General features: G+C 43.5%; 18 protein-coding genes, 1 other RNA gene and 1 pseudogene. 14 read left to right on the top strand and 6 right to left on the bottom strand.

All coding sequences use genetic code 11. The features are described from left to right. Positions 1-330: 330 nt before the first annotated feature. The 3 genes from ssrS to rapA form a co-directional block, all read right to left on the bottom strand. A non-coding RNA gene (gene ssrS / locus DRB05_RS20255) (6S RNA) lies at positions 331-513 on the bottom strand. 197 nt (positions 514-710) lie between these two features. Next, the gene (gene rluA, locus DRB05_RS20250; RefSeq protein WP_193554590.1) at positions 711-1,364 is read right to left on the bottom strand and encodes a bifunctional tRNA pseudouridine(32) synthase/23S rRNA pseudouridine(746) synthase RluA; all 654 of its coding nucleotides are present in this window, start codon (positions 1,362-1,364) and stop codon (positions 711-713) included. Positions 1,365-1,467: 103 nt separating this feature from the next. Beyond that, positions 1,468-4,365: an RNA polymerase-associated protein RapA gene (rapA, locus tag DRB05_RS20245; protein ID WP_128728523.1), complete on the bottom strand. Its 2,898-nt coding sequence runs from the start codon at positions 4,363-4,365 to the stop codon at positions 1,468-1,470. Between rapA and DRB05_RS20240 the strand changes: the two genes are divergently transcribed. From DRB05_RS20240 to DRB05_RS20220, 5 genes are all read left to right on the top strand, one after another. Then, entirely contained in the window at positions 4,364-4,570 is a 207-nt protein-coding gene (locus DRB05_RS20240; RefSeq protein ID WP_128728522.1) for a hypothetical protein, read from the top strand. The two genes, rapA and DRB05_RS20240, sit on opposite strands and share 2 nt — an antisense overlap. Positions 4,571-4,659: 89 nt before the next feature. Continuing rightward, on the top strand, positions 4,660-6,060 hold the full coding sequence (locus DRB05_RS20235) for a PhoH family protein (RefSeq protein WP_128728521.1): 1,401 nt from the start codon (positions 4,660-4,662) through the stop codon (positions 6,058-6,060). Between the two features lie 68 nt (positions 6,061-6,128). Next, complete coding sequence (locus tag DRB05_RS20230; protein WP_128728520.1) at positions 6,129-9,824, top strand: response regulator; 3,696 nt, start codon at positions 6,129-6,131, stop codon at positions 9,822-9,824. A 9-nt stretch (positions 9,825-9,833) separates the two neighbouring features. Next, positions 9,834-10,736: a diguanylate cyclase gene (locus tag DRB05_RS20225; RefSeq protein WP_128728519.1), complete on the top strand. Its 903-nt coding sequence runs from the start codon at positions 9,834-9,836 to the stop codon at positions 10,734-10,736. A 139-nt stretch (positions 10,737-10,875) separates the two neighbouring features. Beyond that, positions 10,876-11,265, top strand: coding sequence for a hypothetical protein (locus DRB05_RS20220; protein WP_128728518.1), 390 nt, complete (start codon positions 10,876-10,878; stop codon positions 11,263-11,265). Between the two features lie 121 nt (positions 11,266-11,386). On the opposite strand, the gene DRB05_RS20215 is transcribed toward DRB05_RS20220, so the two are convergent. Both DRB05_RS20215 and DRB05_RS20210 read right to left on the bottom strand, forming a co-directional pair. Then, positions 11,387-11,767 carry a DUF3192 domain-containing protein gene (locus tag DRB05_RS20215; protein WP_128728517.1) on the bottom strand — a complete coding sequence of 127 codons (381 nt, stop codon included), beginning with the start codon at positions 11,765-11,767 and terminating at the stop codon, positions 11,387-11,389. A 197-nt stretch (positions 11,768-11,964) separates the two neighbouring features. Then, positions 11,965-12,911, bottom strand: a pseudogene (locus tag DRB05_RS20210) (D-2-hydroxyacid dehydrogenase). 91 nt (positions 12,912-13,002) lie between these two features. On the opposite strand from DRB05_RS20210, the gene zntR reads away from it, so the two are divergent. From zntR to DRB05_RS20195, 3 genes are all read left to right on the top strand, one after another. Continuing rightward, complete coding sequence (gene zntR / locus DRB05_RS20205; protein ID WP_010606066.1) at positions 13,003-13,410, top strand: Zn(2+)-responsive transcriptional regulator; 408 nt, start codon at positions 13,003-13,005, stop codon at positions 13,408-13,410. Then, entirely contained in the window at positions 13,403-14,677 is a 1,275-nt protein-coding gene (locus DRB05_RS20200; protein WP_128728516.1) for an SO_0444 family Cu/Zn efflux transporter, read from the top strand. The genes zntR and DRB05_RS20200 overlap by 8 nt, the downstream gene beginning before the upstream one ends. 167 nt (positions 14,678-14,844) lie before the next feature. Beyond that, positions 14,845-15,939: a 1-acyl-sn-glycerol-3-phosphate acyltransferase gene (locus DRB05_RS20195; protein WP_128728515.1), complete on the top strand. Its 1,095-nt coding sequence runs from the start codon at positions 14,845-14,847 to the stop codon at positions 15,937-15,939. Between the two features lie 51 nt (positions 15,940-15,990). Here the strand turns inward: DRB05_RS20195 and DRB05_RS20190 are convergent, their stop codons facing one another. After that, positions 15,991-16,533 (bottom strand): GNAT family N-acetyltransferase, encoded by a 543-nt coding sequence (locus DRB05_RS20190; RefSeq protein ID WP_128728514.1) that lies wholly within the window; start codon positions 16,531-16,533, stop codon positions 15,991-15,993. 144 nt (positions 16,534-16,677) lie between these two features. Between DRB05_RS20190 and DRB05_RS20185 the strand changes: the two genes are divergently transcribed. The 6 genes from DRB05_RS20185 to DRB05_RS20160 all read left to right on the top strand — a co-directional run bounded on the left by DRB05_RS20185 (position 16,678) and on the right by DRB05_RS20160 (position 24,015). Then, positions 16,678-17,343, top strand: coding sequence for a DTW domain-containing protein (locus DRB05_RS20185; RefSeq protein ID WP_128728513.1), 666 nt, complete (start codon positions 16,678-16,680; stop codon positions 17,341-17,343). Between the two features lie 1,394 nt (positions 17,344-18,737). Then, the gene (locus tag DRB05_RS20180) at positions 18,738-19,691 is read left to right on the top strand and encodes a Fe(3+) ABC transporter substrate-binding protein (protein ID WP_240036291.1); all 954 of its coding nucleotides are present in this window, start codon (positions 18,738-18,740) and stop codon (positions 19,689-19,691) included. Continuing rightward, positions 19,691-21,322: an iron ABC transporter permease gene (locus tag DRB05_RS20175; RefSeq protein ID WP_128728511.1), complete on the top strand. Its 1,632-nt coding sequence runs from the start codon at positions 19,691-19,693 to the stop codon at positions 21,320-21,322. Before DRB05_RS20180 ends, DRB05_RS20175 begins: the two co-directional genes overlap by 1 nt. Further along, a complete protein-coding gene (locus DRB05_RS20170) occupies positions 21,322-22,353 on the top strand; it encodes an ABC transporter ATP-binding protein (protein WP_128728510.1) in 1,032 nt (343 codons plus the stop codon). Before DRB05_RS20175 ends, DRB05_RS20170 begins: the two co-directional genes overlap by 1 nt. 30 nt (positions 22,354-22,383) lie before the next feature. Next, entirely contained in the window at positions 22,384-23,298 is a 915-nt protein-coding gene (locus DRB05_RS20165) for a Dyp-type peroxidase (RefSeq protein ID WP_128728509.1), read from the top strand. A gap of 315 nt (positions 23,299-23,613) precedes the next feature. Then, positions 23,614-24,015 (top strand): hypothetical protein, encoded by a 402-nt coding sequence (locus DRB05_RS20160; protein WP_128728508.1) that lies wholly within the window; start codon positions 23,614-23,616, stop codon positions 24,013-24,015. Positions 24,016-24,043: the final 28 nt, after the last annotated feature.

Here is a 24,043-nt window from a genome sequence, read left to right as displayed (position 1 = left end):
GCGCTACTATAGAGGTTTTATTGGCTGGGCTAAAATATTCTTTGACTATGGAATAGAACAAAAGGTTATCAATAAAATGAAAGTTTATGACAGCTTTTTCTTTCATATTAAGATGTCTTGTGGTGAGTTGGTACTCACTTGTAGTAAATAAAACACTAAAATATGAGACTGGCTTGTAATTGTCTTTCGTAGACTCGTTTTAGCGTTTATTTCTTGACTCTCTTTCCCCTACCTTACCCGAGAGGTTTTTTTATATTATTGGTTTTATCGTATTGAATTGGGCTTGAGAGCGCGTGAAGTCGATGGTAATCAGGTACATAATGAGGAAGGTTGTTCCCCGGCTTCGCGGATGCCGATGTCAGCCCTTGAACCCTGAGGTTCAAGGCGGAGAGCAACAGCCTACCGTAGGCTTCTCGGTACATGCCGAGCATGCTCAATAGTAAACAAACTGCTATCCTAAACGAAATTTATCGGCTCAGGGACTTAATCAGCTGTCCTACGAGCTAGGGAACAATTACAGTATATAAAACATATGCCGATCACGAAACCATAGTAATGCAATTTATGTGTTAACCGCGTGCTTTTTACCCGCTTTGTTTAGTGACTAAGCAAACGTTAATCTGAGCGTTAGCTGGCAACGCTCAATTTGCTTAATTTTTCGAAGGTCACAGTTTCGAAACCGCTTCTAACTAACACAGTAAACAGGTTACTTAGAAAGGAGCCGGTGCGGTAAAGGTCATCATCTCATTGGTTGTTGGATGTGAAATTTGCAACATCTCAGCATGTAATTGTAGACGTGAAGCAGCCGCTAACGCCTCGCCTTTGGCATATAGTCGATCGCCAAGAATTACATGCCCAAGCGAAAGCATATGTACTCTGAGTTGATGAGAGCGTCCAGTGATGGGGGTTAGTTTAACGCGTGTTGCCTGTGCTTCATATTCCATGACTTCAAAATGTGTTAATGAAGGTTTTCCGGTCTCATGACAAACCATTTGCTTTGGGCGATTAGGCCAATCACACACCAGCGGTAAATCAACAGAACCCGTTTGCTGTTGTAATTTGCCATGAACTCGGGCGATGTAGTGCTTGTGGGTTAACCTGTCTTGAAATTGAATACTCAAATGGCGATGCGCTGCTTTATTCATCGCAAGGCACAGTACGCCGGATGTTGCCATATCAAGGCGGTGCACAATTCTTGCCGTAGGGTAGACAAAATTCACTCTGGCGATAGCGCTGTCCCAATGCTTTGGATCTTTACCCGGTACGGTGAGTAACCCGCTTGGTTTGTTGATCACCAACATATCTTCATCTTGGTACAAAATATCAAGATAGGGAGAAAGGGGGGGAGCGTAATTTAGTAACACCAGCTGCCTCAGCATGAACAGAACGAAGCCGCGTATTATATATGAGTTGCTAAGTGAGCGGTAGCGAGAAAGAGAGCCGAGGCTCTCTTTCGGTGTGGAAGATTTATTGGTTGGCAACCACAATTAAACGAATCGCGTCCAACTTAAGCTGCGCTTTTTCAATGTGTGTGCTCAACTCAGCTCTTTGTTTATCAAACACTTGAACTTCCTCGTCACGGATGTTCGGATTGATAGCTTTAAGTGCTTGCAAACGACCTTGCTCATCACCTAATTGCTTTTGCATTTTATCCATCGCGTTGGCTTGAATGCTTTCAAGTTGAGCTTGTGCAATATCGCCAGCTTGAGTAATAAGCGGGTGAATAGCGCTTTGTAGGGCATTAACTAGTTTACTGCCAGTTTGCCTACCAACGGCAGAAAGCTGTTGATTAAATGCATCAAACGCAACGTTTTGGGCTAAGTCATTGCCACCTTTATCCATTAGGACACGAATTGGTGTTGGTGGTAAAAAGCGGCCCACCTGAAGAGACTTAGGCGCAGAAGCTTCTGCAACGAAGATCATTTCAACAAAGAAAGTACCGACAGGTAGTTTGTTGTTTTTGAGCAGCGCCACTGACGCACAACCAAAGTCATCGTTACAGATCATATCCATCACGCCGCTGACCATGGGGTGATCCCAGCTGATGAAATGCGCGTCTTCTTGTGACAGTGAGGTGTTACGGTCAAAAGTCACTGTGATGCCATCGTCTTTCAAACAAGGGAAAGAAGGGTTTAGCATGTGTTCGGTTGGCTTGAGAATAATCGTATTCTCACCTTTGTCTTCCTGGTTAACACCAAAAGTATCAAACACATTAATCATAAACGCAGGCAAAATCACGTCGTTATCAAGTGCTTCAAGTTCAGCAACAATATTATCTGTTTTACCTTGACCACTTGAGTGAAGCTCAAGTAGGCGGTCTCGACCTTGCTCCATCTTTGTTCGCAGCTGAGCATTTTCTTTTGCGGCTTGCTCCAATAAATGGTCTAATTCGTCTTCGTTACAGTTGTGCTCGGCGATCAGTGCTAACAAATCATCAGAGAAAGACTTATACAGCATTTGCCCCGTGGTGCTGGTGGTTTCAAACGCATCTAAGCCTTCGTGATACCAACGTAGTAATACTTCTTGTGCGGTGTTTTCAAAGTAAGGCACATGAATATTGATGTCATGTTTTTGCCCAATACGGTCAAGACGACCAATACGTTGCTCAAGTAAGTCAGGGTTAAGCGGTAGGTCAAATAATACTAAGTGATGCGAAAACTGGAAGTTACGACCTTCAGAGCCAATTTCTGAGCAAAGTAATACTTGCGCACTATCGTATTCATCTGCAAAAAATGCTGCCGCACGGTCACGTTCAATGATGGACATGCCTTCGTGGAATACCGCAGCTTTAATGGCTTCGCGTTCGCGTAATACTTGCTCAAGGCTGATTGCGGTTTCTGCTTTGGCACAAATAAGCAGTACTTTTTCATGCTTTAACTCTTTCAATTTAGCAATTAACCACTCAACGCGGGGGTCGAACTGTGCCCAGCCGCTTCCTTCACCTTCAAACTCTTGGAAGATCTTTTCAGGAAATAACGCACGCATCGCATTAAATTCAGGGCTTTGAATACCGCCAATGTTACCCATTACCGACATTGCTGTTTTGTATTGCTTAGGTAAAGGTACTGGGTATTGATGTAATAAACGACTTGGGTAGCCATCAATGCCACTGCGGCTATTTCTAAATAGAATACGGCCAGTACCATGACGGTCTAATAGCATAGACAAGATTTCTGCTTTGGCATCGCTATCGCCATTTTGTGCCTTTGCTAGAAGCTCAGAAATATCGGTTTCTTTTAGCAGTGTACAAAGTGTTTGCTCTTCTTTTGCATCTAGCTTTTTATCTTGTAGTAAGTTGTTAGCGGCTTCTGCAACCTCTTTATAATGACTTTCTTCTTCAACAAATGCGTCGTAGTCGTAGAACCTATCAGGGTCTAGTAGCTGTAAACGGGCAAAATGACTGCGATGGCCCAGTTGGTCCGGTGTTGCAGTCAACAAGATAAGTCCAGGAATGTCTTGAGAAAGCTCGGCAATACGTTGATATTCAGTGCTTGGCTTTTCCTTAGTGACCGTCAGGTGGTGTGCTTCATCGACAATCAGTAGATCCCAATCAGCGAGTGTGGCTTGCTCAAACCAGCGGCGCTTTTTGGTAATAAACTCTAGACTAACCAAAACTAGTTGTTCTGTTTCGAATACATTCGGTGCATCTGCGTAAGCTTCACTACAACGTTCTTCGTCAAAAATCGAAAAGTGCAAGTTAAAGCGGCGTAGCATCTCTACAAGCCATTGGTGCTGTAAGTTCTCTGGGACCACGATTAACACACGGTTGGCACGACCAGAGAGAATCTGCTGGTGTAAAATCATGCCCGCCTCAATGGTTTTGCCTAGGCCTACTTCATCAGACAGAAGTACGCGAGGTGCAAAGCGCTTACCGACTTCATCGGCAATATACAGCTGGTGCGGAATAAGGCTAGCGCGCTGACCTATCAATCCTTTAAGATGAGATTGCTCTTTATCAAACTGGTGTTGCCAAGTTTGATAGCGCAGTGTGTAGCGATCAAAACGGTCGATTTGGCCTGCAAACAGACGATCTTGAGGTTTATTGAACTTGAGGAAGTGATCAAGAAAGGTCTCTTTAAATGAAGTCTCTTCTTCATTATCTACTCGAGTACCATGATAGCAAAATAGTCCATTTTGCTCTTCCACGCTGTCAACACGTAGTTCCCACTCTTCAACATGGCGGATCACATCGCCTGGGTTGAATACGACTCGAGTTACAGGTGCTTCCTGTACTGAGTAAACACGGTTTTCTCCGCTAGCGGGAAATAAAATAGTCACTTGACGCCCCTCAAGTGCCACTATTGTACCCAATCCTAAATCTGATTCAGTATCACTGATCCAGCGCTGACCTAAGGAAAAATTCATGGTTATCTCGTCTATGCAGAAAAAAGGCGGCTATGTTACCTATTCATGTCGGTTTGTTCAATACACAACAGCGACTCAAGCCTTTATTTATCAAGCGCTGGTGCTTTTTCAATTTAGTTGGCATGACAATCGCCAACTAGTTGTTTTTTATCAATATGCAAGTTGGATTTTCTACTGTCATAAAAGCGACTTTTGTGACAAATAGACTAAACTTGAACTATATCCAAAACATAATCAGTCACATCGTTGTGTATTGGGTATAGCATAATAATCTGTAAACAACAGGAATGCGCTATGGTAAAACAAGACAAAGACCATAAAGTGTACGTGCTCGACACCAACGTACTTCTCCATGAACCACTCGCTTACCTCTCCTTCCAAGAACATGATGTCGTTATTCCCATGACTGTCCTTGAAGAACTTGATCACATTAAAGATCGAAAGAGTGACGTGAGCCGAGACGCAAGAGTTGCAATTCGTGGGTTAGATGATGTGCTTCGCGATGCAACACCAGAGCAAATGCTAGAGGGGGTAGCGCTACCAACATTGAGGATAGAAAGTCACCGAACGCCCAGTTCAGGTAAATTGATTATTGTAAACGATCACCTTTTTCAAGACTCCATCTCCGGGTTACCCGGCAACGAAAATGACCACCGCATTATAAATTGTGCTGTACACCTGCAAACTCAGTACAGTGACAAAAAAGTAGTGCTGGTTACCAAAGACATCAACATGAGACTTAAAGCGAAAGGCGCTGGACTCAAGTATGTTGAAGATTACCGTACCGACCAGCTAATTGACGACATTGCGTTGTTGACCAGTGGCTTTAAAAAAGTTGAAGGCGACTTTTGGCAAAATGTAGGTGAGTGCCAAACGCAGCAAGATGGGCGTTACACCGTGCATGATGTACCAAAGTCGCTCGTACCCGATGTGTTCTGTAATGAATACTTAATAGATGATACTAATCACTTTGCAGCCCGGGTTGTGGGATACGACTCTGAACATATTCGATTAAAAGACTTAGGTGTTGAACGTTTGATGCACCGTCAAGCATGGGGAGTGAAACCGAAGAATATTAACCAAGGTATGGCACTGGATGCGTTACTTGATACTGACATAGAGCTGGTGATACTAACCGGGCCTGCGGGATGTGGAAAAACCTTATTGGCGCTTGCCTGCGCGCTTGAAATGATCATTGAGAAAGGGATTTACGACAAGGTAATTGTAACGCGAAATACCCCTGAAATAGCAGAGAGTATCGGCTTCTTACCTGGCACGGAAGAAGAGAAAATGGCCCCTTGGCTTGCGGCGATCACAGATACCTTAGAAGTGCTTCACAAACATGATGAAAGCCCTGTGACTAGCCGTAATTACATTATGGAAAAGGCGAACATTCAGTTTAAATCGGTGAACTTTATGCGTGGCCGAAGTATTCAAAATGCGGTTGTCATTTTAGACGAAAGCCAAAACTTAACGGCATCACAGCTAAAAACCATCATCACTCGCTGCGGTGAGGGGACTAAATTAATTTGCACTGGAAATCTCGCCCAGATTGATAGTAATTACCTCACTCCTGTGACATCTGGGCTAACTTATATTGTTGAGCGCTTTAAAGACTTTGAAGGCAGCGCTACCATTAACTTAAACGGCGTAGTACGAAGCCGCTTGGCAAGTTTTGCCGAAGAAAATTTATAACTTGCCTTGAGCCGACTGGCTCGTTACTCTTTTGCTAACACTGTGTGCAAACGGGAACGAGCCAGTAAATGGATGCGACAAAAGAGTTTTTACCACTAAAAAGTTATCGAAAGGGAATTTTAGTGGCGGTAATAATACCCATCCTACTTGTCCTCGTCTTAGCCTACCATCTCTACCAAATTAAACTCGAACGTCAGTACAAAGTTCGTTTTGGACAGTATGAATATGTTGCTCAGCAGCTGAAACAAGAATTTTATGCCGCGCATGTTGTCCTTGATAGTATCGCCGTCAACCTAGCGCAGCCCATTTCATTTAAAAGACCGCCAGAGTGGTTGGAAGATATAGAACAACACCCTAAACATTATTATCATGCGCTACCTAACAATGGTGGAGAAATTGTTGGTCGTGGGCAAGTCAGTGAAGCACTTTTTGCCACCAAGCGATGGCAAACCGTATTGTCGCTTAACACTGCTTTTGATGCCGCGCTTGCGTTACAAGGTGGGTTGTATGCAGTTGCATACGTAGAAGATGACGGCTTTGCATATATTAAACGTCGAGAAGCCTCTAGCAGTCATTTTATAACGCGGCTAGTTCAAGGCAAGTTCGAACCCGATTTTAGCTTGGGCAATGTAGTCGTTGGTCCACCTGTGAAGTTTTTCAATAGACAAATGTTTGCGCTCGGTAAGAAGCTATCAACGGTGGATAACGCCCATGTATTGATGATCTACGATAGCGATATTATTGACAGGTGGTTGTTAAACATCGGCTCCTTAGACGGTACGATGGAATTTAAAAACCAAAGTGATGAGATTATAGCTGGCAAGCGTTACGAGCATGATCACAATAGACTTACTAACTCTGCTACACCTTGGCAGCACGGGTTACACTTTATTGCCAAGCCAGCCAAAGAACCCATTAGTTTAAATTATCATGAAAGCTATGAGCAGTTTGCCGCTCCGCTACTGCGGGAAGTCTTACTTGAACTCGCACTTTTGCTATTTTTTATCCTTTTTACCTTTGTGACGATTGTATGGTTAAGCGGGCAAATATTCGTTCGACCTTTAAAGCATTTTGTGAACTATTTGTCTTTGCAGGAGCACTCTCCACAAGCCACCTTGAGCTACCCAATTCCTACCGAATGGCAACCTTGGTTTATTCAGATCAAGCAGGTGGTCGAGCAAAAGTCTCGCTTAATGCATGCACTCAAACAGCATAATCAAGAACTTGACGATGAGATTAAGCGCAAACAGCAGGCACTAAAACAAAGTTTTGAAATAAAAGAGCGGCAAGCTGCTTTACTTAATGCGGTACTGGACTCAGTACCCGACATCATCTACTTCAAAAATATCGATGGCTCATTCATTGGCTGCAATCGGGCGTTTGAAGAGTTTATGGGCGTCGATAAGTCGGACTTAGTTGCGAAAACACAACCTGAAGTGACATCTGGGCTAAGCATATTACTTGAGCAAGAAGCGGCGATGGAGCGTTTGCAAGAGCAAGTCGCAACTAACTTTGTACTAGGGGCAAATACCTACTTCTTGACGATCACCCCATTAAAGTCGGAAACCGGAAAGCTAATTGGTTGTTTGGGAGTGGCAAGGGACATTACCGCTGCACAAGAGGCGTACAATGCCCTGAGAGACTCTGAAGAGAACTTTAGAGCTGCGACCGAATTTGCGCCTAATGGCGTTATTTTGGCCGCGATCAGCGGAAAAATCTTGGAGATGAATAAGGCGGCTAAACGTTACTTATCACTTGACAAGAATACGGGAGAAAAGCAGCTGGAGCGCTTGTTTGATGAGCAAAATTGGCAAGATCTAAAGCCTGTTCTAGCTGGGCTGTTAAAAGAGCAAAAGAAAGTTGTTGAGCATACGATTTCACAGTCGGGTAAGCATCGTTGGTTACAACTGAGTATTTCCTTAGTTTGGGATAAAAACAAGCGCCCTAAATACTACGTGATCCATATTCAAAATATCACCGGTCTGTTACTAGCGAAGCAAGATGCCGAGCGTGCAACGCTCGCAAAAAGCCGCTTTATCGCCAATATTAGCCATGAAATTAGAACGCCAATTAATGCCATATTAGGTTTGGCGGATATGATCAAAAGTGAGACCCTTACTCGCGTTCAAAATAAAAAATTACAGCAGCTTTCTGGGGCTGCAAATGAGCTGCTTACTATGCTCAACAGTATTTTAGAATTTGCCAAAGTCGAAAGCCACCAAGGCACAATTCAATATGAAACGTTTCAAACCTGCCATTCATTTACTGCGATAGAATCGCTGATTAAACCCTTGTGTATACAAAAAGGCTTAGGGTTTGAACTACAGGTCGACCCTCAGGTTTGGCCTTATCTATACAGCGATGAGGATAAAATAAAGCAGATTTTGGTCAACCTGCTTGGCAACGCAGTTAAGTATACTAATCATGGCAAGGTTGGTTTGAAGGTGACATTACTTCTAGATAGAGCTGCAAAGCAAACCGTTAAGTTTGCTGTTTGGGATACCGGGGTTGGGATCAAATCACAAGAAGTAGAGCACCTTTTTGATGCCTTTACTCAAGGAGATGAAAGCTTCACGCGCCGCCATGAAGGTATTGGTTTGGGTCTTGCAATTGTAAAGCAAGAGGTTGCACTCCTTGGCGGCGATATCGGGGTAAACTCAACCCCCAACGAAGGAAGCTGCTTTTTCTTCGAGCTGGTACTAGATAAAGGAGCTTGTCCGGTTGTAGACAGTCACAAAGAAGTGTACTGCCTCACCACTGAAGCTCAATGTCTACCAAGCTATTTTGAGGGTCTCGCAGAGCCTTTATCTATCGAGCAGCTACACCAGATGCGCACTCAGCTTGATAAATCTATTGTAGTTATTCCACCAGATGTAGTGCCTAACCCTTCTTATTCTTTACCTGGAAATACTACGTTATTACTACATTGTGAAGGGGAGTTTCCTGAGCAAAGTAACCATATTGCGCTTAATCAGTATGTGTTTTACCAATCGGCTTATACTTGGCTTGCTGAGTTTGCCCATATGACGCAAACCGTCGACAACGTGTGTATGCAAGTTGCTGGCGCGCTTTGCTTAGTGGTTGATGATAATAGCTTAAATTTAGACATTACTGAGAATATGTTGAAGCAAAACGGTATTTCTACTGTAGGGCTACAAAGTGCTGAAGATATCGATGAAATTTGTCGATCGTTGCGACCCGATATTATTCTGATGGATATCCACATGCCAAATATAGATGGCTATCAAGCAACCAAGCTGATCAGAGAAACATGGTCTGAAACTGAACTACCCGTTATCGCTTTAACCGCCAATGCGAGCAAAGAGGAGCGAGCAAAAGCCACAGCTGTTGGTATGAATGATTATTTGGTAAAGCCAATTAATAGTATGCAGGCGTGTAAGGCATTGGCAAGCAATATTTTCCAGCTAGATAAAACAGAAGAAGCATTTTTTGATTATGAGTTTGCGCTGTCACAAATGATGCAAAATGAAACGTTTTTGCAAACAATGTTAGATAAATTTGCTAAACTTTGTCATGATTACCTAGAACAGGTCGCTGACATCGAGCAAGGCTCGGCATTGTTTGAGCTAGCACATGGAATTAAAGGCGCGGCAGCAGGTTTGGGCTTTAAACGATTAGCGAAAGTCGCAAAAGACCTTGAAACGCAAAGCAAAACGATCACAACAATAACAAATCGCACTGACTTGGAGGTGTTAACAAATGCACTTTCACAGGTAATGTGCTTTATCGAGCTAAAAAGGTAGCGTTACAAGATGCAGCAAGCGGAGCACATATTCATTATTGACGATGATCCAATAAACAAGATGGTTCTAAGCAATATATTGGCTGAAGGTCAAAGGATATCCCATAGCGCGGATCCTAACTCATGTCTTGATGAATTAAAAATAAGCAAACCTGACCTGATTATTTTAGATGTGCTAATGGCTGATGGTGCTGGATTTTCTGTTTTAGAAAGTCTAAAAAGGGATGCGGGTACTTACGGTATTCCGGTTGTCGTGATTTCAGGTAGTGTGAGCTTTAAGGATGAAGCAAGAGGCTTAGAGTTAGGCGCGGTAGATTATATAACCAAACCGTTTAATCCGCTGATTGTGAAAGCCAGAATCAAAAATCATTTAGCGATAAAAAAGAAAAATGATCTGTTAGAAAAGCTAGCCTCTATAGATGGCTTAACAGAGTTACCCAATCGCAGGTATTTAGATGAAGCCATGAACTCAGCATTAGAGAGCGCAAAAGCCGATGGCAGTGCGTTTACTGTTATGCTGGTTGAGGTGGATTACTTTAAAACGTTTAATGAGCACTATGGCTATATGCATGGCGATGATTGTTTATTTAAGGTTGCCAAAGCGCTAGAAGAAGCCGCAACCCAGCGCTCCTTATTTATTGGCCGTTTCGATGGTACTCGCTTTGCTTTGGTGCTAACTCAGCATAATATCGACGTCATTAATGAGATAGCAGAAGCACTGCATACCTCGGTCAATGCTTTAAAAATCCCCCACATTGCTTCTCCAATATGTGCGCATGTGAGCGTTAGCATCGGTGCGGCTCATATTGAAACTCATTGTAGCAGTGAGCTTGGTGAACTAATAAAAATGGCTGATAATGCTCTTGCTGTTGCACAGAAACAACAAAGTACGGTATTTATTAATGCATTATAACCATCTAAAGTCATATGCAGGGGCAAGTGCGCATCTGTATTCGAACAAGAAGTGCACCGCATAAAGCTTGGCTATGCTCGTGCTTTATAGACCTTTAACCGATATTTAGTGCCTTTTAGTGCGGTGTTAGGCTTATTCTATGAACATACAACGTAAGATAATTTGGGTGGATTGCATAGCGGCCATATCCGTGGGATTAATCGTATTGCTTTTCCACTCAATGATTGGTGCGATCTACCATATACCTGAACAAACCATTATCTTTATCGCAGTATCAAATCTGTTGTATGGCTGGTACTCATTTAGCCTTGCCATTCAAAAGTCGAGGAGCATAAAACGTTTGCAGCTTTTGGTGTTCGGCAATCTTTTTTGGGCGTTAGTCTGTGTTGGAGTGGTTGTTCAGTATTTTAACGTTGCAAGTCTAATTGGTATTGCTTTTATTGTTTGTGAAGCTATGTTTGTCATCATGCTTGCCTATTTCGAGTGGAAGTATAGATATGAGCTTGTATCAAAGGACGGCTCAGCTTAATAGGCTGGTTTATTAAAATTTGGCAGGGTTTCGTTTTTAACTTATGAAGATGACGGGAAAATAAGGAGCTCGCCGCACAACTGCACGCGAGTTTACCCACCGTCCTTGGTGCGATAAAGTCTTACTGAATTTGTTTTAGTGCGTTGTCGCCAAAGCCAATCAATTGGTTGTTTTTGAATACCAATGGCGTGCACTCATCTTTTGTTACTTTGCCGTCCGAGTGTTTGCTGTTAGTCGCATAGTACAGCACTTGATAGTTGTCGCCGTCTTTTGACACCAACTCGCTAAAGTCAGGGGTTGCAAACATGTCTTTTACTGATGAGTAAGATGCGCCCATTTCAAGGTTGGCAATCTTTTCACGATTTTTACGCTGTTTATGTTCCCAGTTAGATGAATTGTATTCAGAAGCCCAACCGTGCTCTACTTCACCGTCGGATACAGCAACGATACAGCCTGATAATAGAGTAGAGCTAAGCGCAGCCACTAACATTAATTTTTTCATTGTTGTTTTCCTTTTTAATTTTGTTGCTGAGCAAATAATGCAAACAGCCATTTATTTTTGCTTGAATTATCACAAGGGTTGCAAACTCTTTGCCAACTAATAAAGTCTATAAATATCAATTTGTTGTTGGTTTTTAATCAGTTCTTGGTTGATAATTTTCACTAACATTTAGCGAGAACACTCACTAAAGCAACAACCTAGACCACTTGGTTTCTCGTTGTGCCGGCCACAAAACTTTCAATATTAATGGCAATTTCGCCGACTAAACGTTCGATGGCCTCTTTACTTGCCCACGCCGTATGCGGTGTCAAAAGCAAGTTCTCACCTAGGTATTGAACGAGTGGATTGCATGCTTGTGCCGGCTCTTGTGTGAGGACATCCACAGCAGCCCCTGCTATTTGCTTGTTAGTTAGTGCATCCACCAACGCTTGCTCGTTGACTATTCCGCCTCTTGCGGTGTTGATAAGATAAGCATGATTTGGAAGTAGGGCGAACTCAGCGCTCGTAATCAGGTTTTCAGTCTCAGCGGTAAGTGGGCAGTGAATAGATACAATATCCGCAATACGCAGTGCTTCTTCAAAAGCCACGCGTCCTGCTCTAACCTTGGTTACACCTCTACGTTCAGCGATAATTACTTGAGCCCAAATGCTTGCGCGACTTTTGCGACGGCTTCTCCTAATGTTCCGTGGCCTATGATCACAAAATTTTTGCCCGAAATTTCGTTGATGCTGTAGTCCAAGCGACAAAACATGTCACTTTGTTGCCAAAGTCCTGCTTGGCAGTCTTGCTGATAACGATGAATATTTGTCATTAAGTTACCAAGCATAGTAAAGGTGTGCTGCACCACAGAGGGAGTTGAGTAACCTGCCACATTAGTGACCGTAATTTGATGGGCTTTTGCGGCTGCTAAATCGATGTTGTTTACGCCTGTGGCCGCAACACAAATAAGTTGTAATTGCGGTAACGCCGCGATTATTTCTTCATTTAACTTCACTTTATTGGTGACGATTACCGCTGCATTTTTACAGCGTGTGATGATTTCATCACTGGATGTGGTGTCGTAAGACGTTAATGTGCCTAACTTGGCAATGGGAGAAAGATCGGTTCCTGCAAGGGTTTTAGCGTCTAATACCACTATTTGCATTATTTTTATCCTTTTCTTGACTTTGGAGTTAACTCTAAGGTTTATACTTGTAATGTCGACTAGGATAATCTTCAGGACTTGGGAGTGTAAAGTGGTAAAGATTGGTGAGCTGGCAAAGCGACTTAACGTATCAACCGACACGTTAAGGTATTATGAAGCAAACGATCTCCTACACCCTTGCACAAGGAGCGAGGGCGGGTATCGGTTGTTTGATGAGCAAAGTGAAAAGCAAATGCGCTTTATTCTTCGCGCGAAGGAAGTAGGGTTTAGCCTCAAAGAAGTGCAAGACTTGCTGAAGATAAAATTTGAAAAGCATCAGCACAGTTGCGAAGAAGTGAAAACGCTGACTATCACTAAACGGGATTTAGTGAGAGCGCGGATCGCTGAGTTACAAAAATTTGAACAATCGTTATCGACGCTAGCAGAGCAATGCTGCGGCGGTAAGGAGGCGGCAGTGAGCTGCTCGATTTTAACGGCCTTGGAGGCTATCGATGAATGAACTGATAGTAAATTTTTGGCAGCTATTTTTAGTATCTGCCCCGTGGTTACTACTTGGCCTGATATTGGCTGGGTTACTTAATGTATTTATTCCAAAAGATCTATTGCAAAAGCATTTAGGGAAAGAGGGGTTTTGGACGACGATAAAGGCTGCGCTGATTGGGGCGCCTATGCCGCTGTGCTCTTGCGGGGTTATCCCTGCTGCGGTGGGACTGAGAAGAGCGGGGGGCTCAAAAAGTGCGACGACCGCATTTTTAGTCTCAACGCCTGAAACTGGAGTAGACTCTATCTCGGTTTCCTATGTGCTACTGGGTCCTTTTATGGCAGTAATTAGGCCAATTGCGGCCGTGGTTAGCGCAATTACAGCAGGGCTGCTCGTTGGCAGTGAAAAAGACGATAAGCCTGGATCGCTAAAACACCCTAATACCTCAGATAAACCAAGCGCGACTAGCGGCTGTTGTGACGCTAATCATCACTCAGAGCCAAAGCCTACTGAAAAGCATCACGGCCATGATAGTTGTTGCGCCAGCGCAAAAGTGGAAACCGCAAAAGTAAGCGCAAGCTGCTGTGCGCCTGCTGGCCCGCAATTAGCAACAGCAGGGGCGAATATGTCTTGTTGTGATACTACGGAGCCTGCCGTAACCAGTTGTTGCGATTCTTCATCAGCTACGGCAAGCTGTTGTGAGCCAGCCCCCGTACCTGAAAACCAAGGGGTTTTTGGTAAAATTGTAGAAGCTGTTAAGTTCAGCTGTAATCAATTATTGTCCGACACCGCGGTTTGGCTACTTATTGGTTTATTCTTTGCTGCGTTAGTACACACCTTTGTCCCTGAGTCTTTCTTATCTCAGTGGGGCGACGGTATTATCGCCATGCTAGTGGTGATCCTTATCAGTATCCCAATGTATATTTGTGCGACCGCTTCAACTCCAATCGCTGCGGGTTTATTAATGGCAGGTGTGTCACCCGGTGCAGTATTGGTATTTATGCTCGCAGGTCCTGCAACTAACATCGCCACAATTGGGGTGGTTGGTAAAGAATTGGGGCGTCGTGCCGTGTTTGCCTATTTGGGCGGTGTCATCGGGGTTGCACTTATCTTTGGCTATTTAACCGATTATTTGGTCAATACTTACGGTTTTGTAGTAACGCCTATGATAGGAGAGGAACACGAAGTGCTACCACATTGGTTAACAGTATCAATGGGCGCATTATTAGCAGCACTCTTACTAAGATTAGCTATACTCAAATTAGGTAAAGTTGTTAGAAGATAAACTATTGTGGTACTTTTTACCGTATTACAATTACCTGACGTTTAAGCATTTAATGTTCCAACTTGGCATATCGCCTTGGTGGTCAGACATGAAATGCTTAGCGTCTGTTTATTTGACACGATAGAATGCGTTCCAGTATTCGTTAATCCGACAATTTGAGAAGTAGAGTGGATAAATACGCTGACATTAGACCGTATAATGATGATGAAGTGGTGCCAGCATTGGCACGTCTACTGGGTGATGATCAATTCATTGATGTGATTGCCAAATATAACCTGCCAGCTTGGTTGAATGCTTGGCCCGCTATTGCACGCCCACTCGTAAGAATGAAACTAAAAAAGAAGTGGGGAGATTTTTGTACTATTGAACAAGTACAAGATGAAGTGGCGTACTACCTACAAATTTTGATCAATAAAACGACGTCTAAAGTGACTTATTCTGGCCTTGAAACATTAGACTCGAATACCTCTTATTTATTTATTTCAAATCACCGTGACATCGTGTTAGACCCTGCGCTTGTTAACTGGGGCTTGCATCAGCAGGATATGCGCACGGTGCGTATCGCTATTGGTGATAACTTACTGCAAGTACCTTATATCACCGAGCTTATGCGTCTTAATAAGAGTTTTATTGTAAAACGTTCGGCAAAAGCGCCAAAAGAAATGCTAAAAGCATTAACTCAGCTTTCAGCCTATATTTTTGACTCACTAAGTGAAGGTAACTCCATTTGGATTGCGCAAAAAGAGGGCCGTGCAAAGGACGGAGTGGATCAAACCGATCCAGCACTGTTAAAAATGCTACAGCTCAATGGTCGCAAACAAAAGTTAGATTTTTCAGATTATGTAAAGCAGCTAAGAATTGTGCCCGTTGCTATTTCCTATCAATATGAGCCGTGCGCGGTTGCTAAGGCTAAAGAGCTATACCATAAAAAGCAGTTTGGCCAATATGTGAAAGCACAAGGCGAAGACATTGCTAGCATTGTCGAGGGCTTTAGTTCAGATAAAGGCCATGTGCATATTGCATTTGGCGACCCTATCACTGCGGATGTTGAAAACCCAGATGAACTGGCGAATGTCATCGATAAACAGATTTTAGATTTATACTATCTGCATTCAACCAATCACCTAGCAGCAGGCGATGATGCGCAAGTTAGTCCAGAAGATAAAGAGGACTTTATCTCTAAATTAGAGTCTGTACCTGAAGAGCTGAAGCAATTGGTGCTGAGCATGTATGCCGAACCACTGCGTCGCAAAGGCATTTAATAGCAGCGAACTAGCGCAACCCTGGTGTTAAGTGGTTGCGCTTTTGTTCGGTTAATTAAGAACTTTATGATAATAAACGACTTCCATATCTCCTAAAATATCTTTGTGAAGCCCTTTTTTCACATAACTCATCCCAAGTTTCTTCATGATGCTGATGGAGCCAAGGTTTTCTTCTTCAGCGATAGCGCTAAAGTGCGTCAAGGTAGGGTTTGCTGCTATTAGCTCTGGAATAAGGTGTTGTGCTGCCTCTGTCGCAAACCCTTTGCCCCAAGTGGCTTGTTTAAAACGCCAACCCAGCTCTAAATCCTTATAGTTTCTTTGTTCTGAAAAGAAGTTAGCAGGGCGAACCAAAACCCAACCAATAAACATCTTGTGTGGCAGCTCGAAACAGCCCCAAAGCCCCCAGCCTTTGCTCTCATCAGTAAATTCGGTTAAACGTGGAATATATACGGCTTTTACTTCTTCAAGTGAGTTAGTTTGACCGCCTGTGATGTATTTCATTACTTCAGGGTCGCTATCAAGATCGGCGAGCAGCTGTGCATCTTGTGGGGTGAGTAGGCGATAACTCAGTCTTGCAGAGTCCGTTACTTGCATTTGTATACTCCTAAGGTGAGTAGAGCTCAATAAAACTATAGAGTACAAAAGCTTGCGTGGTGAGTAAATGAGTTACATAAGTTTGCGTAGACGCCAGCCTAGCGCTTTACTAAAATACGCCAGCATTTTTAGATGGGGAACAGAGTGAATAATTCAGTACTAGCGCTTAGGCAGCGCCAAATCGCTGCGGCTCAACGTGAATATAAGGCAAGAGGGTCAAAGCTTACGCGCTGTGAATGCTGCTTATTAGCCACGACTCTATGTATTTGTGATAAAGTTGAAGTGGCTAAAGCAGACTGTGCTGTGTGCTTGCTTATGTATCATAACGAAAGCTTTAAGCCCTCTAACACTGGACGCTTAATTGCCGATGTGATCCCAAATAATCATGCCTTTCGTTGGGATCGAACTGAGCCTGACGCTGCGTTATTAGCGCTTCTTTCGGACGAGCAATATGCACCAATAGTCATTTTCCCAGAGCAGGGCGTGGAGCCTGAAAGGGTAATTACTAATGTGACTCGCACTGAAAATAAAACACCGCTATTTATCTTTTTAGATGGCACATGGCGTGAGGCTAAGAAAATGTTTAGAAAGAGTCCCTATCTCGATAACTTACCTGTGCTATCCATCGCCCCTGAAAAACTCTCGGATTACAAGTTGCGAGTCGCACCGCACGAACATCAACTTGGCACGGCAGAAGTCGCGTGTGTACTGTTTGCTGAATGCGGTGAGCAGGATGCGGCAGATAAATTAACCGCGCACTTTATCGATTTCAGAGATGCCTACTTAAAAGGTAAGCGCAGCAAACTGTAGGCCGGGCCCTAAACCGTAGGTCGAGGTTTACCTCGACAAAAAGCAGCATTATTTACGAAATACGGCGAGCAAGATGTTGGTAGGTCGAGGTTTACCTCGACAAAAACAGTATTGTTCACGCGGTACAGCCAACAAGATGTTGGTAGGTCGAGATTTATCTCGACAAAAAGCCGCATTATCTACGCAGCACGGTAGGCAAAATGTTGGTAGATCGAGGTTTTCCTCGACAAAAAGCAGTATTATTTACGAAATACGGCGAGCAAGATGGCGGTAGGTCGAAATTTATTTCGATAAAAAGCTGCATTATTTGCGCAGCACGGTGAGCAAAATGATGGTAGGTCGAGACTTATCTCGACAGCACGCTCACCTTAACAACACAAACACAATATCACACGATAGATAGGAATAAAATAAGAAGCGCGCGACCCATTGCTGAGCCGCGCTTACGGAATCTTCTAAATGCATCCTGCAAAGTTGAGTAGTTCAACGTCCTGAATCTTTCCTCTTCCATGGCATCGCTTGGTGTTCTCGTTTTGCGAATAAAGGCATCTTGCCCTGTGTCCATCTTCCTTTTACACGTCCGCTGTCTTATCCATTGCCATCCACTTGCTAAGAACAAGCCCTTGTTCTAATTGTCCTTGTTTGCTACTTTCCAAAATAGCAGTGCCAATCATCAATTTGTTTTACCTTGGCACTTGGTAGCCTGAACGTATTGCTTCAAGCTAGGTGTTGCGCTGTTAATTGCAACAATTGGCATCTCCTAAGCCACATTTTACCAGTACATCCGATGTACCTTCCTTCCTCATCCTTAACCACCTGCATATCCAATGCAGTAACGTTATCCTTCAACGTTTAGCCTCTCCCCTGAAGCAATCCCTAGATTCATCATGAACCTTTAATCCCTGTCCTTTAATGTAATCACACCATGTGACATACAATCTCGCTCGCTTTTCCCTATATTCCTTTAAGTGGGTGCTTATCCATTAGCAAGTCCTGCCCTGAGCGTATCCTGTGTATCCTTTATCTCTCTTCCTGAGATGTTGTAAAGTATATGCAGACTAAAAAAAATCGGGAGCAGTGAAATCCAATCTTTTTTGAGTCTTTTTCTAGTAATAATAAATAACTTTTTATTTTTTAATTGGTTACTTTAATTTCGAGTGTTATTTCAGCATGTCTTTACTCAATTTCTGGTAGTTAAGTGAGATATATCTCACAGGTAATTCTCCCGTTTTCTACAACGCTAATTTTATCTTGAGCGTAGTTTCAAATATTCAGGGTGTAAAACGGCACAATTACAGGTAGAATTAGTTGATAATAATTATTGTTTACCTAATGGAGTCTTTATGAAAAAAGCACTTGTTACTTTACTGGCAACGCTTACTTGCCTACCAGCAATGGCTGCAGAGGAAGTTAATATCTACTCGTTTAGACAACCTTTTCTGATCCAGCCTATTTTGGATGACTTCACCAAGCAAACTGGTATCAAGACCAATGTGGTTTTTGCAAAAAAAGGCTTAATTGAGCGTGTAAAGCGTGAAGGCAAACATAGTCGTGCCGATCTTGTACTCACTTCAAACTTCAGTGCGCTAATTCAGCTTGAGGACGAAAACTTAACACAAGCAATTGACAGTGAAACGGTCACTAAGAATATCCCAGCTAACTTCAGAGATCCTGAAGGTCAGTGGGTTGCGCTTACTAAGCGTGTGCGCAACGTATATTCTGCAAAAGACCGCATAGGCAAGTTAGATAGGCTTACGTATGAAGCGCTAGCGGATGAACAATACCGCGGTAAAATTTGTACGCGCTCAGGTAAGCATCCCTACAACCTTGGTTTAGTGGCGTCTATGATTGCTCATCATGGTGAAGCAAAAACCAAAGAATGGCTTGAAGGCGTGAAGAAAAACTTAGCTCGTAAGCCTCAAGGTAACGACCGTGCACAAGTCAAAGCAGTAAAAGAAGGGTTGTGTGATTTGGCCATCGGAAACAGCTATTACTTTGGTAAGATGATGGAAGATGAGAAGCAAAAAGCCTGGGCTGAAGCGGTATATATCAACTTCCCAAATCAACAAGATCGTGGTTCACATATCAACGTTTCTGGTGTTGTCTTGACCAAGCACGCTAAAAATACAGAAAATGCCTTGAAACTCATAGAGTTTATGACCGACAATAAGGCGCAAAATATGTATGCGTCGATGAATATGGAATACCCGGTTAAACCTGGCGTCGAGTTATCGAAACTTGTGGCATCTTGGGGTGAGTTTAAGGAAGACAGCCTACCATTGTCAGAGATCAGTAAATACCGTCCGTTAGCGCTTAAGCTAATCGATGAGGTAAAATTTGACCTTTAATGCAATTATCATTTTCACTGTCTAAATGGCAGAGTTTTGCGTGGCTGATAGGGCTTAGCCTATCAGTCCCGCTGATATTTTTAATCTTTGAGTCGCTACAACCTGACTCCGAAGTCTTCGCTCATCTTTGGGATACCGTTTTGTGGGATTATGTCCACAATACGATTTTGCTGATTGTGGGTGTATGCATCCTCTGCGCTTTGATTGCGCTGCCACTTGGCTGGCTAACCGCGTATTGTGAATTTCCTGGACGGCGCTTTTTCGAGTGGTCGTTGATGCTACCTCTTGCGATGCCAACCTATTTGATTGCTTACGTGTATACCGATTTGCTTGATTACGCAGGGCCTGTGCAAATTGCGCTGCGAGAGTGGTTTGGTTGGCAATCTCCAGACGATTATTGGTTCTTTGATATTCGCACTTTGTCAGGTGCTATCGTGATGATTGCACTGGTGCTTTATCCTTATTTGTTTTTGATTTTTAGAACGGCGCTAAGGGAGCAGTCGTTTAAGCTGGTTCAAGCTAGCCAATTGATGGGTAAGTCGCCTTCACAGAGCTTTTTTAAGGTAAGTTTACCTTTGTCGCGAGGCGCGATTGTGGCAGGGCTCGCGCTGATCGCCATGGAAAGCATGGCAGATTTTGCAACCGTACATTACTTTGCTGTGAGCACACTAACCACCGCCGTTTACGATACTTGGTTGGGTTATTATTCACTGACTGCTGCGGCTAAAATTTCAGGCATTATGCTACTGTTTTTATTTTTAGCCCTAACACTGGAGCGAGTGAGCCGCCCAACTCAGGTAGTGCACGAGCGCCAATCAAGTGTTAACAGTACCACGCTTTATCATCTTAAAGGGGTGCAGGCTTGGCTCGCGAGCGCTTTTTGTTGGCTTATTCTTATTGCGGCTTTTATCGTGCCTACATGGGTGCTTGCAGATTACGCCATCGACTATTTTCAACAAGCTTGGAATGACGACTTTTTCTTGTATGCGTGGCAAAGTTTAAAAATAGCGTTTTGGGTGAGTGTGGTATTAATTATCATGAGCATGCTGGTGGTGTTTAACCAGCGAGTTAGCAGTGGTAAACGGGTCATGCTACCGGGCAAGCTTGCAAGTACCGGATATGCGCTACCGGGCACTGTGCTGGCAATTGCGGTACTTATTCCACTCACTTTATTAGACGATAAGCTAAATACTTGGCTTGAAGGTACTTCATTTGAGCCAGGTTTGCTGTTCAGTGGGACGATTTTTGCGCTGGTTTTCGCTTACGTTGTACGATTTTATGCGATTGCGCAAGGTGCGGTCGAATCGAGTTATCAGCGGATCAGCCCAAGTCTAGATATGGCAAGCTTTTCGTTGGGTCGCAATCGTTTCAAAACCATGTTATCAATACATTTGCCATTGCTGCGTCGGGGCATTTTAACCGCAGCATTGTTGGTTTTTATTGAGTGTATGAAAGAACTTCCAGCGGCATTGTTATTACGACCCTTTAATTATGAAACACTGGCAACACACGTTTTCCAATATGTGAGTGATGAGCAGCTGGAGTTGGCTTCTGTCTCTGCGTTATTTATTGTGTTGGTTGGTTTAATTCCGCTTTATGTTGTAAACCGTTCTATGGAGCAGCGAAATTAATGCATAGTTTAGTGCTTGAAAATCTCTCTTATCGCTATGATGGTGAAGCCGTTGTGGATAGCCTAAATCTGACCGTAGAACAAAACGAGATAGTTTGTTTGCTTGGTGCCAGTGGCTGCGGTAAAACGACCACGCTGAAGGCGATAGCAGGCTTGATCGAACCATTTCAAGGCTCGGTGAGTATTTTAGGCAAAGCCATGAATGGTAACGGCACTTTCGTACCTCCACAAAAACGCAATATTGGCATGATGTTTCAAGACTATGCGCTATTCCCACACCTCACTGTGGCGCAAAATGTCGCGTTTGGCTTAACCTCAAAAAGCAAGCGTGAACGTCAAGACCGAGTGGCTGAAATGCTCCATTTGGTGCAGCTGCAAGACTACAGCGACCGCTTTCCACACGAGCTTTCAGGTGGCCAGCAACAACGTGTCGCGATTGCGCGCGCACTTGCGTACAAGCCAAATCTGTTGCTGCTTGATGAGCCGTTTTCAAATATAGATGCTCAAGTGCGGTTTCAGTTAATTAACGATATTCGCCGTATAATCAAAGATCAGCAAGTTTCCGCGATTTTTGTTAGTCACTCGAAAGAAGAAGCTTTTGCTTTTGCCGATCGGCTGGCAATTATGGATAAAGGGAAGATCGCACAAGTGGGCGAGCCGAGAACATTATTCCAACGACCAAAGAGCAAAATGGTTGCCGAGTTTTTGGGTCAGGGTATTTATATTCCTGCACAGCGAGTGAATGGCGCTTCAGTAGAAACCCAATTTGGTGCCGTAAAATCTCTCGTTGAGCTCGGTGATCTCGACGCGAAGGGCGAAATGTATGTGAGACCGCAGCACATCACGTTAGAAAACGCCGAGCTTGGCAGCGTTAAAATACTCAATCAGCGCTTTATGGGAACAGAGTACATTTACCGTGTTGCATTAGAGGGTCAAGAGCTCGAAATACCGCATCCAGCGCATGAACCGCTCGACTTAAATCAACCAATCTCTTTAAAAATTAAGGCACATGCTGTAAATTTCTTTTCTTAATAGCAAATGAATAAACGCAGGGAGTAGAGCATGGCGCTTGCCCAATCAGGTGTGTGTGCTGAAGCCAATTTGCACGGCTTACACTTGTTCTTCAATGTGCTTGAAGGACAAGACGAGGCGCTAAGAGCGGCGCTCGCCAATTGTGGACGCTTGCAAGAGGAGTTGGAAGATAGATTCTCCGAGTCTATGTTATCGAGCTTTGTCGCAGTTGGTGCGCAATATTGGCCGCACATTTACCCTGAGTTTATTCCTAAAGAGCTGAAAAGTTTTCCTCATATTGTTGAGGCTGAGCACACCGTGCATACCCAGCCTTTTGACTTGCTTTATGTGATCCGCTCCGACCGGGAAGACGTTAATCATATCTTTGCTCAAAGTGTGCTACACATGCTAAATGGCCTAGTCGAAATGGTGGCACATGTGCGCGCTTTCCGTTTCTTAGATGGTCGTGATTTTAATGGCTTTATTTATGGTGCAGACACCCCTAGAGGGCGCAACAAACGGGAAGTTGCACTTGTGCGCAACCCGAATGCAGCCGACCATCTCGGTAGTTATATTCACGTACAGCGGGTGAAGTTTGATTTACTGCGCTGGCAGGCGTTGCCGCTCGCTGAGCAAGAACAGTTGATGGGGCGTACACGTTTAGACAATGACCTAATTGAAGGTTGCGACCCCTGTAATCATGCAGCATTAACCGAATTGAAAGACGTAAACGGTAATGCGCTACTGCTTAACCAAAGCATGCCGTTTGGTGATGTATTTGAACAAGGAAGCTTGTTGCTAAGTTGCAGCGCCAAAGGCGATGCTTTTGAGCAGGTACTTAGAAGTCGATTGGGTGAAGGGGATGAATACGACCCCATATTGGATTATTCCAGTGCTGATATGGGTTCCGCGTTTTTTGCGCCATCTTTGGAGTTCTTGTCAGTGATGGCAAAAATGCCGGAATAAGGCGCAAGTTGATCTGAATATTATTTTGACTGAACGGCCTTCTTATCTGGAATTAGACAGAAAATGATATATAGCAACCATTGAGGCGATGGCCATCTCTGTCCTTTACTCAACCCAAATAGTTGTAAATTTACTTGTTACAAACTATCCAGCATGGTAATTTTCTGTAATTAATAATTCCCTGCTTATTCTTTTTGGGAATTATAATTGCGGGGCAGTGTTATTATCAACATAATTTACTCCCCTCAAAATAGTTCACTTATTTAAGCGAATTGGTAAAAGCAAGTTTGTATCACTTTAATAATGGATAATATAATGAGAATAAAAACCTTCTGCCTGACTACACTGTGTCTTTTTTCATGGTCGGTTAGTGCTGCAAATGACGTATATGGAACTGTCGAGCAACTGATCACAAGATCGGGCGCTAGTGACGACCACGCAGTTTACTTTAGAGTTGAAGTAATGAGAGAGCTCTCTAATTTTGAAGCTTGTATCGGCAATGGTGATGAACTTACATGGCAATTAGACCTTTCTTCACCTGTAGCTCAATATCAATTTGATATTCTAAAAAAATCATATTCGGAGCGTTTGCCTGTTCGGATCATCGGACATGAGGATGTTTGCGCTAATGGTGAAGCTCAGTCCGATAAAATATTTGAGCTCAGCCCTTGGTCATGGAGTGAGTACTCAATGGAAAAAGTCGCAGAGTCCAAATAATCTGAGCCTTGGATAATTCATATCAATT

This window comes from Pseudoalteromonas sp. A757, from assembly GCF_004103285.1.
GTDB lineage: Bacteria > Pseudomonadota > Gammaproteobacteria > Enterobacterales > Alteromonadaceae > Pseudoalteromonas > Pseudoalteromonas galatheae.
This window is presented reverse-complemented; position numbering and strand designations above follow the sequence as displayed.

Bases quoted from the DNA above. Each gene is read 5' to 3' on its own strand.
- DRB05_RS20220 (WP_128728518.1), top strand. From the start codon at position 10,876: ATGAACATACAACGTAAGATAATTTGGGTGGATTGCATAGCGGCCATA.
- DRB05_RS20240 (WP_128728522.1), top strand. From the start codon at position 4,364: ATGGTTATCTCGTCTATGCAGAAAAAAGGCGGCTATGTTACCTATTCA.
- rapA (WP_128728523.1), bottom strand. From the start codon at position 4,365: ATGAATTTTTCCTTAGGTCAGCGCTGGATCAGTGATACTGAATCAGAT.
- DRB05_RS20200 (WP_128728516.1), top strand. From the start codon at position 13,403: ATGAATGAACTGATAGTAAATTTTTGGCAGCTATTTTTAGTATCTGCC.
- DRB05_RS20170 (WP_128728510.1), top strand. From the start codon at position 21,322: ATGCATAGTTTAGTGCTTGAAAATCTCTCTTATCGCTATGATGGTGAA.
- DRB05_RS20190 (WP_128728514.1), bottom strand. From the start codon at position 16,533: ATGCAAGTAACGGACTCTGCAAGACTGAGTTATCGCCTACTCACCCCA.
- DRB05_RS20235 (WP_128728521.1), top strand. From the start codon at position 4,660: ATGGTAAAACAAGACAAAGACCATAAAGTGTACGTGCTCGACACCAAC.
- DRB05_RS20225 (WP_128728519.1), top strand. From the start codon at position 9,834: ATGCAGCAAGCGGAGCACATATTCATTATTGACGATGATCCAATAAAC.
- DRB05_RS20230 (WP_128728520.1), top strand. From the start codon at position 6,129: ATGGATGCGACAAAAGAGTTTTTACCACTAAAAAGTTATCGAAAGGGA.
- DRB05_RS20175 (WP_128728511.1), top strand. From the start codon at position 19,691: ATGCAATTATCATTTTCACTGTCTAAATGGCAGAGTTTTGCGTGGCTG.
- DRB05_RS20180 (WP_240036291.1), top strand. From the start codon at position 18,738: ATGGCTGCAGAGGAAGTTAATATCTACTCGTTTAGACAACCTTTTCTG.
- DRB05_RS20160 (WP_128728508.1), top strand. From the start codon at position 23,614: ATGAGAATAAAAACCTTCTGCCTGACTACACTGTGTCTTTTTTCATGG.
- DRB05_RS20165 (WP_128728509.1), top strand. From the start codon at position 22,384: ATGGCGCTTGCCCAATCAGGTGTGTGTGCTGAAGCCAATTTGCACGGC.
- DRB05_RS20215 (WP_128728517.1), bottom strand. From the start codon at position 11,767: ATGAAAAAATTAATGTTAGTGGCTGCGCTTAGCTCTACTCTATTATCA.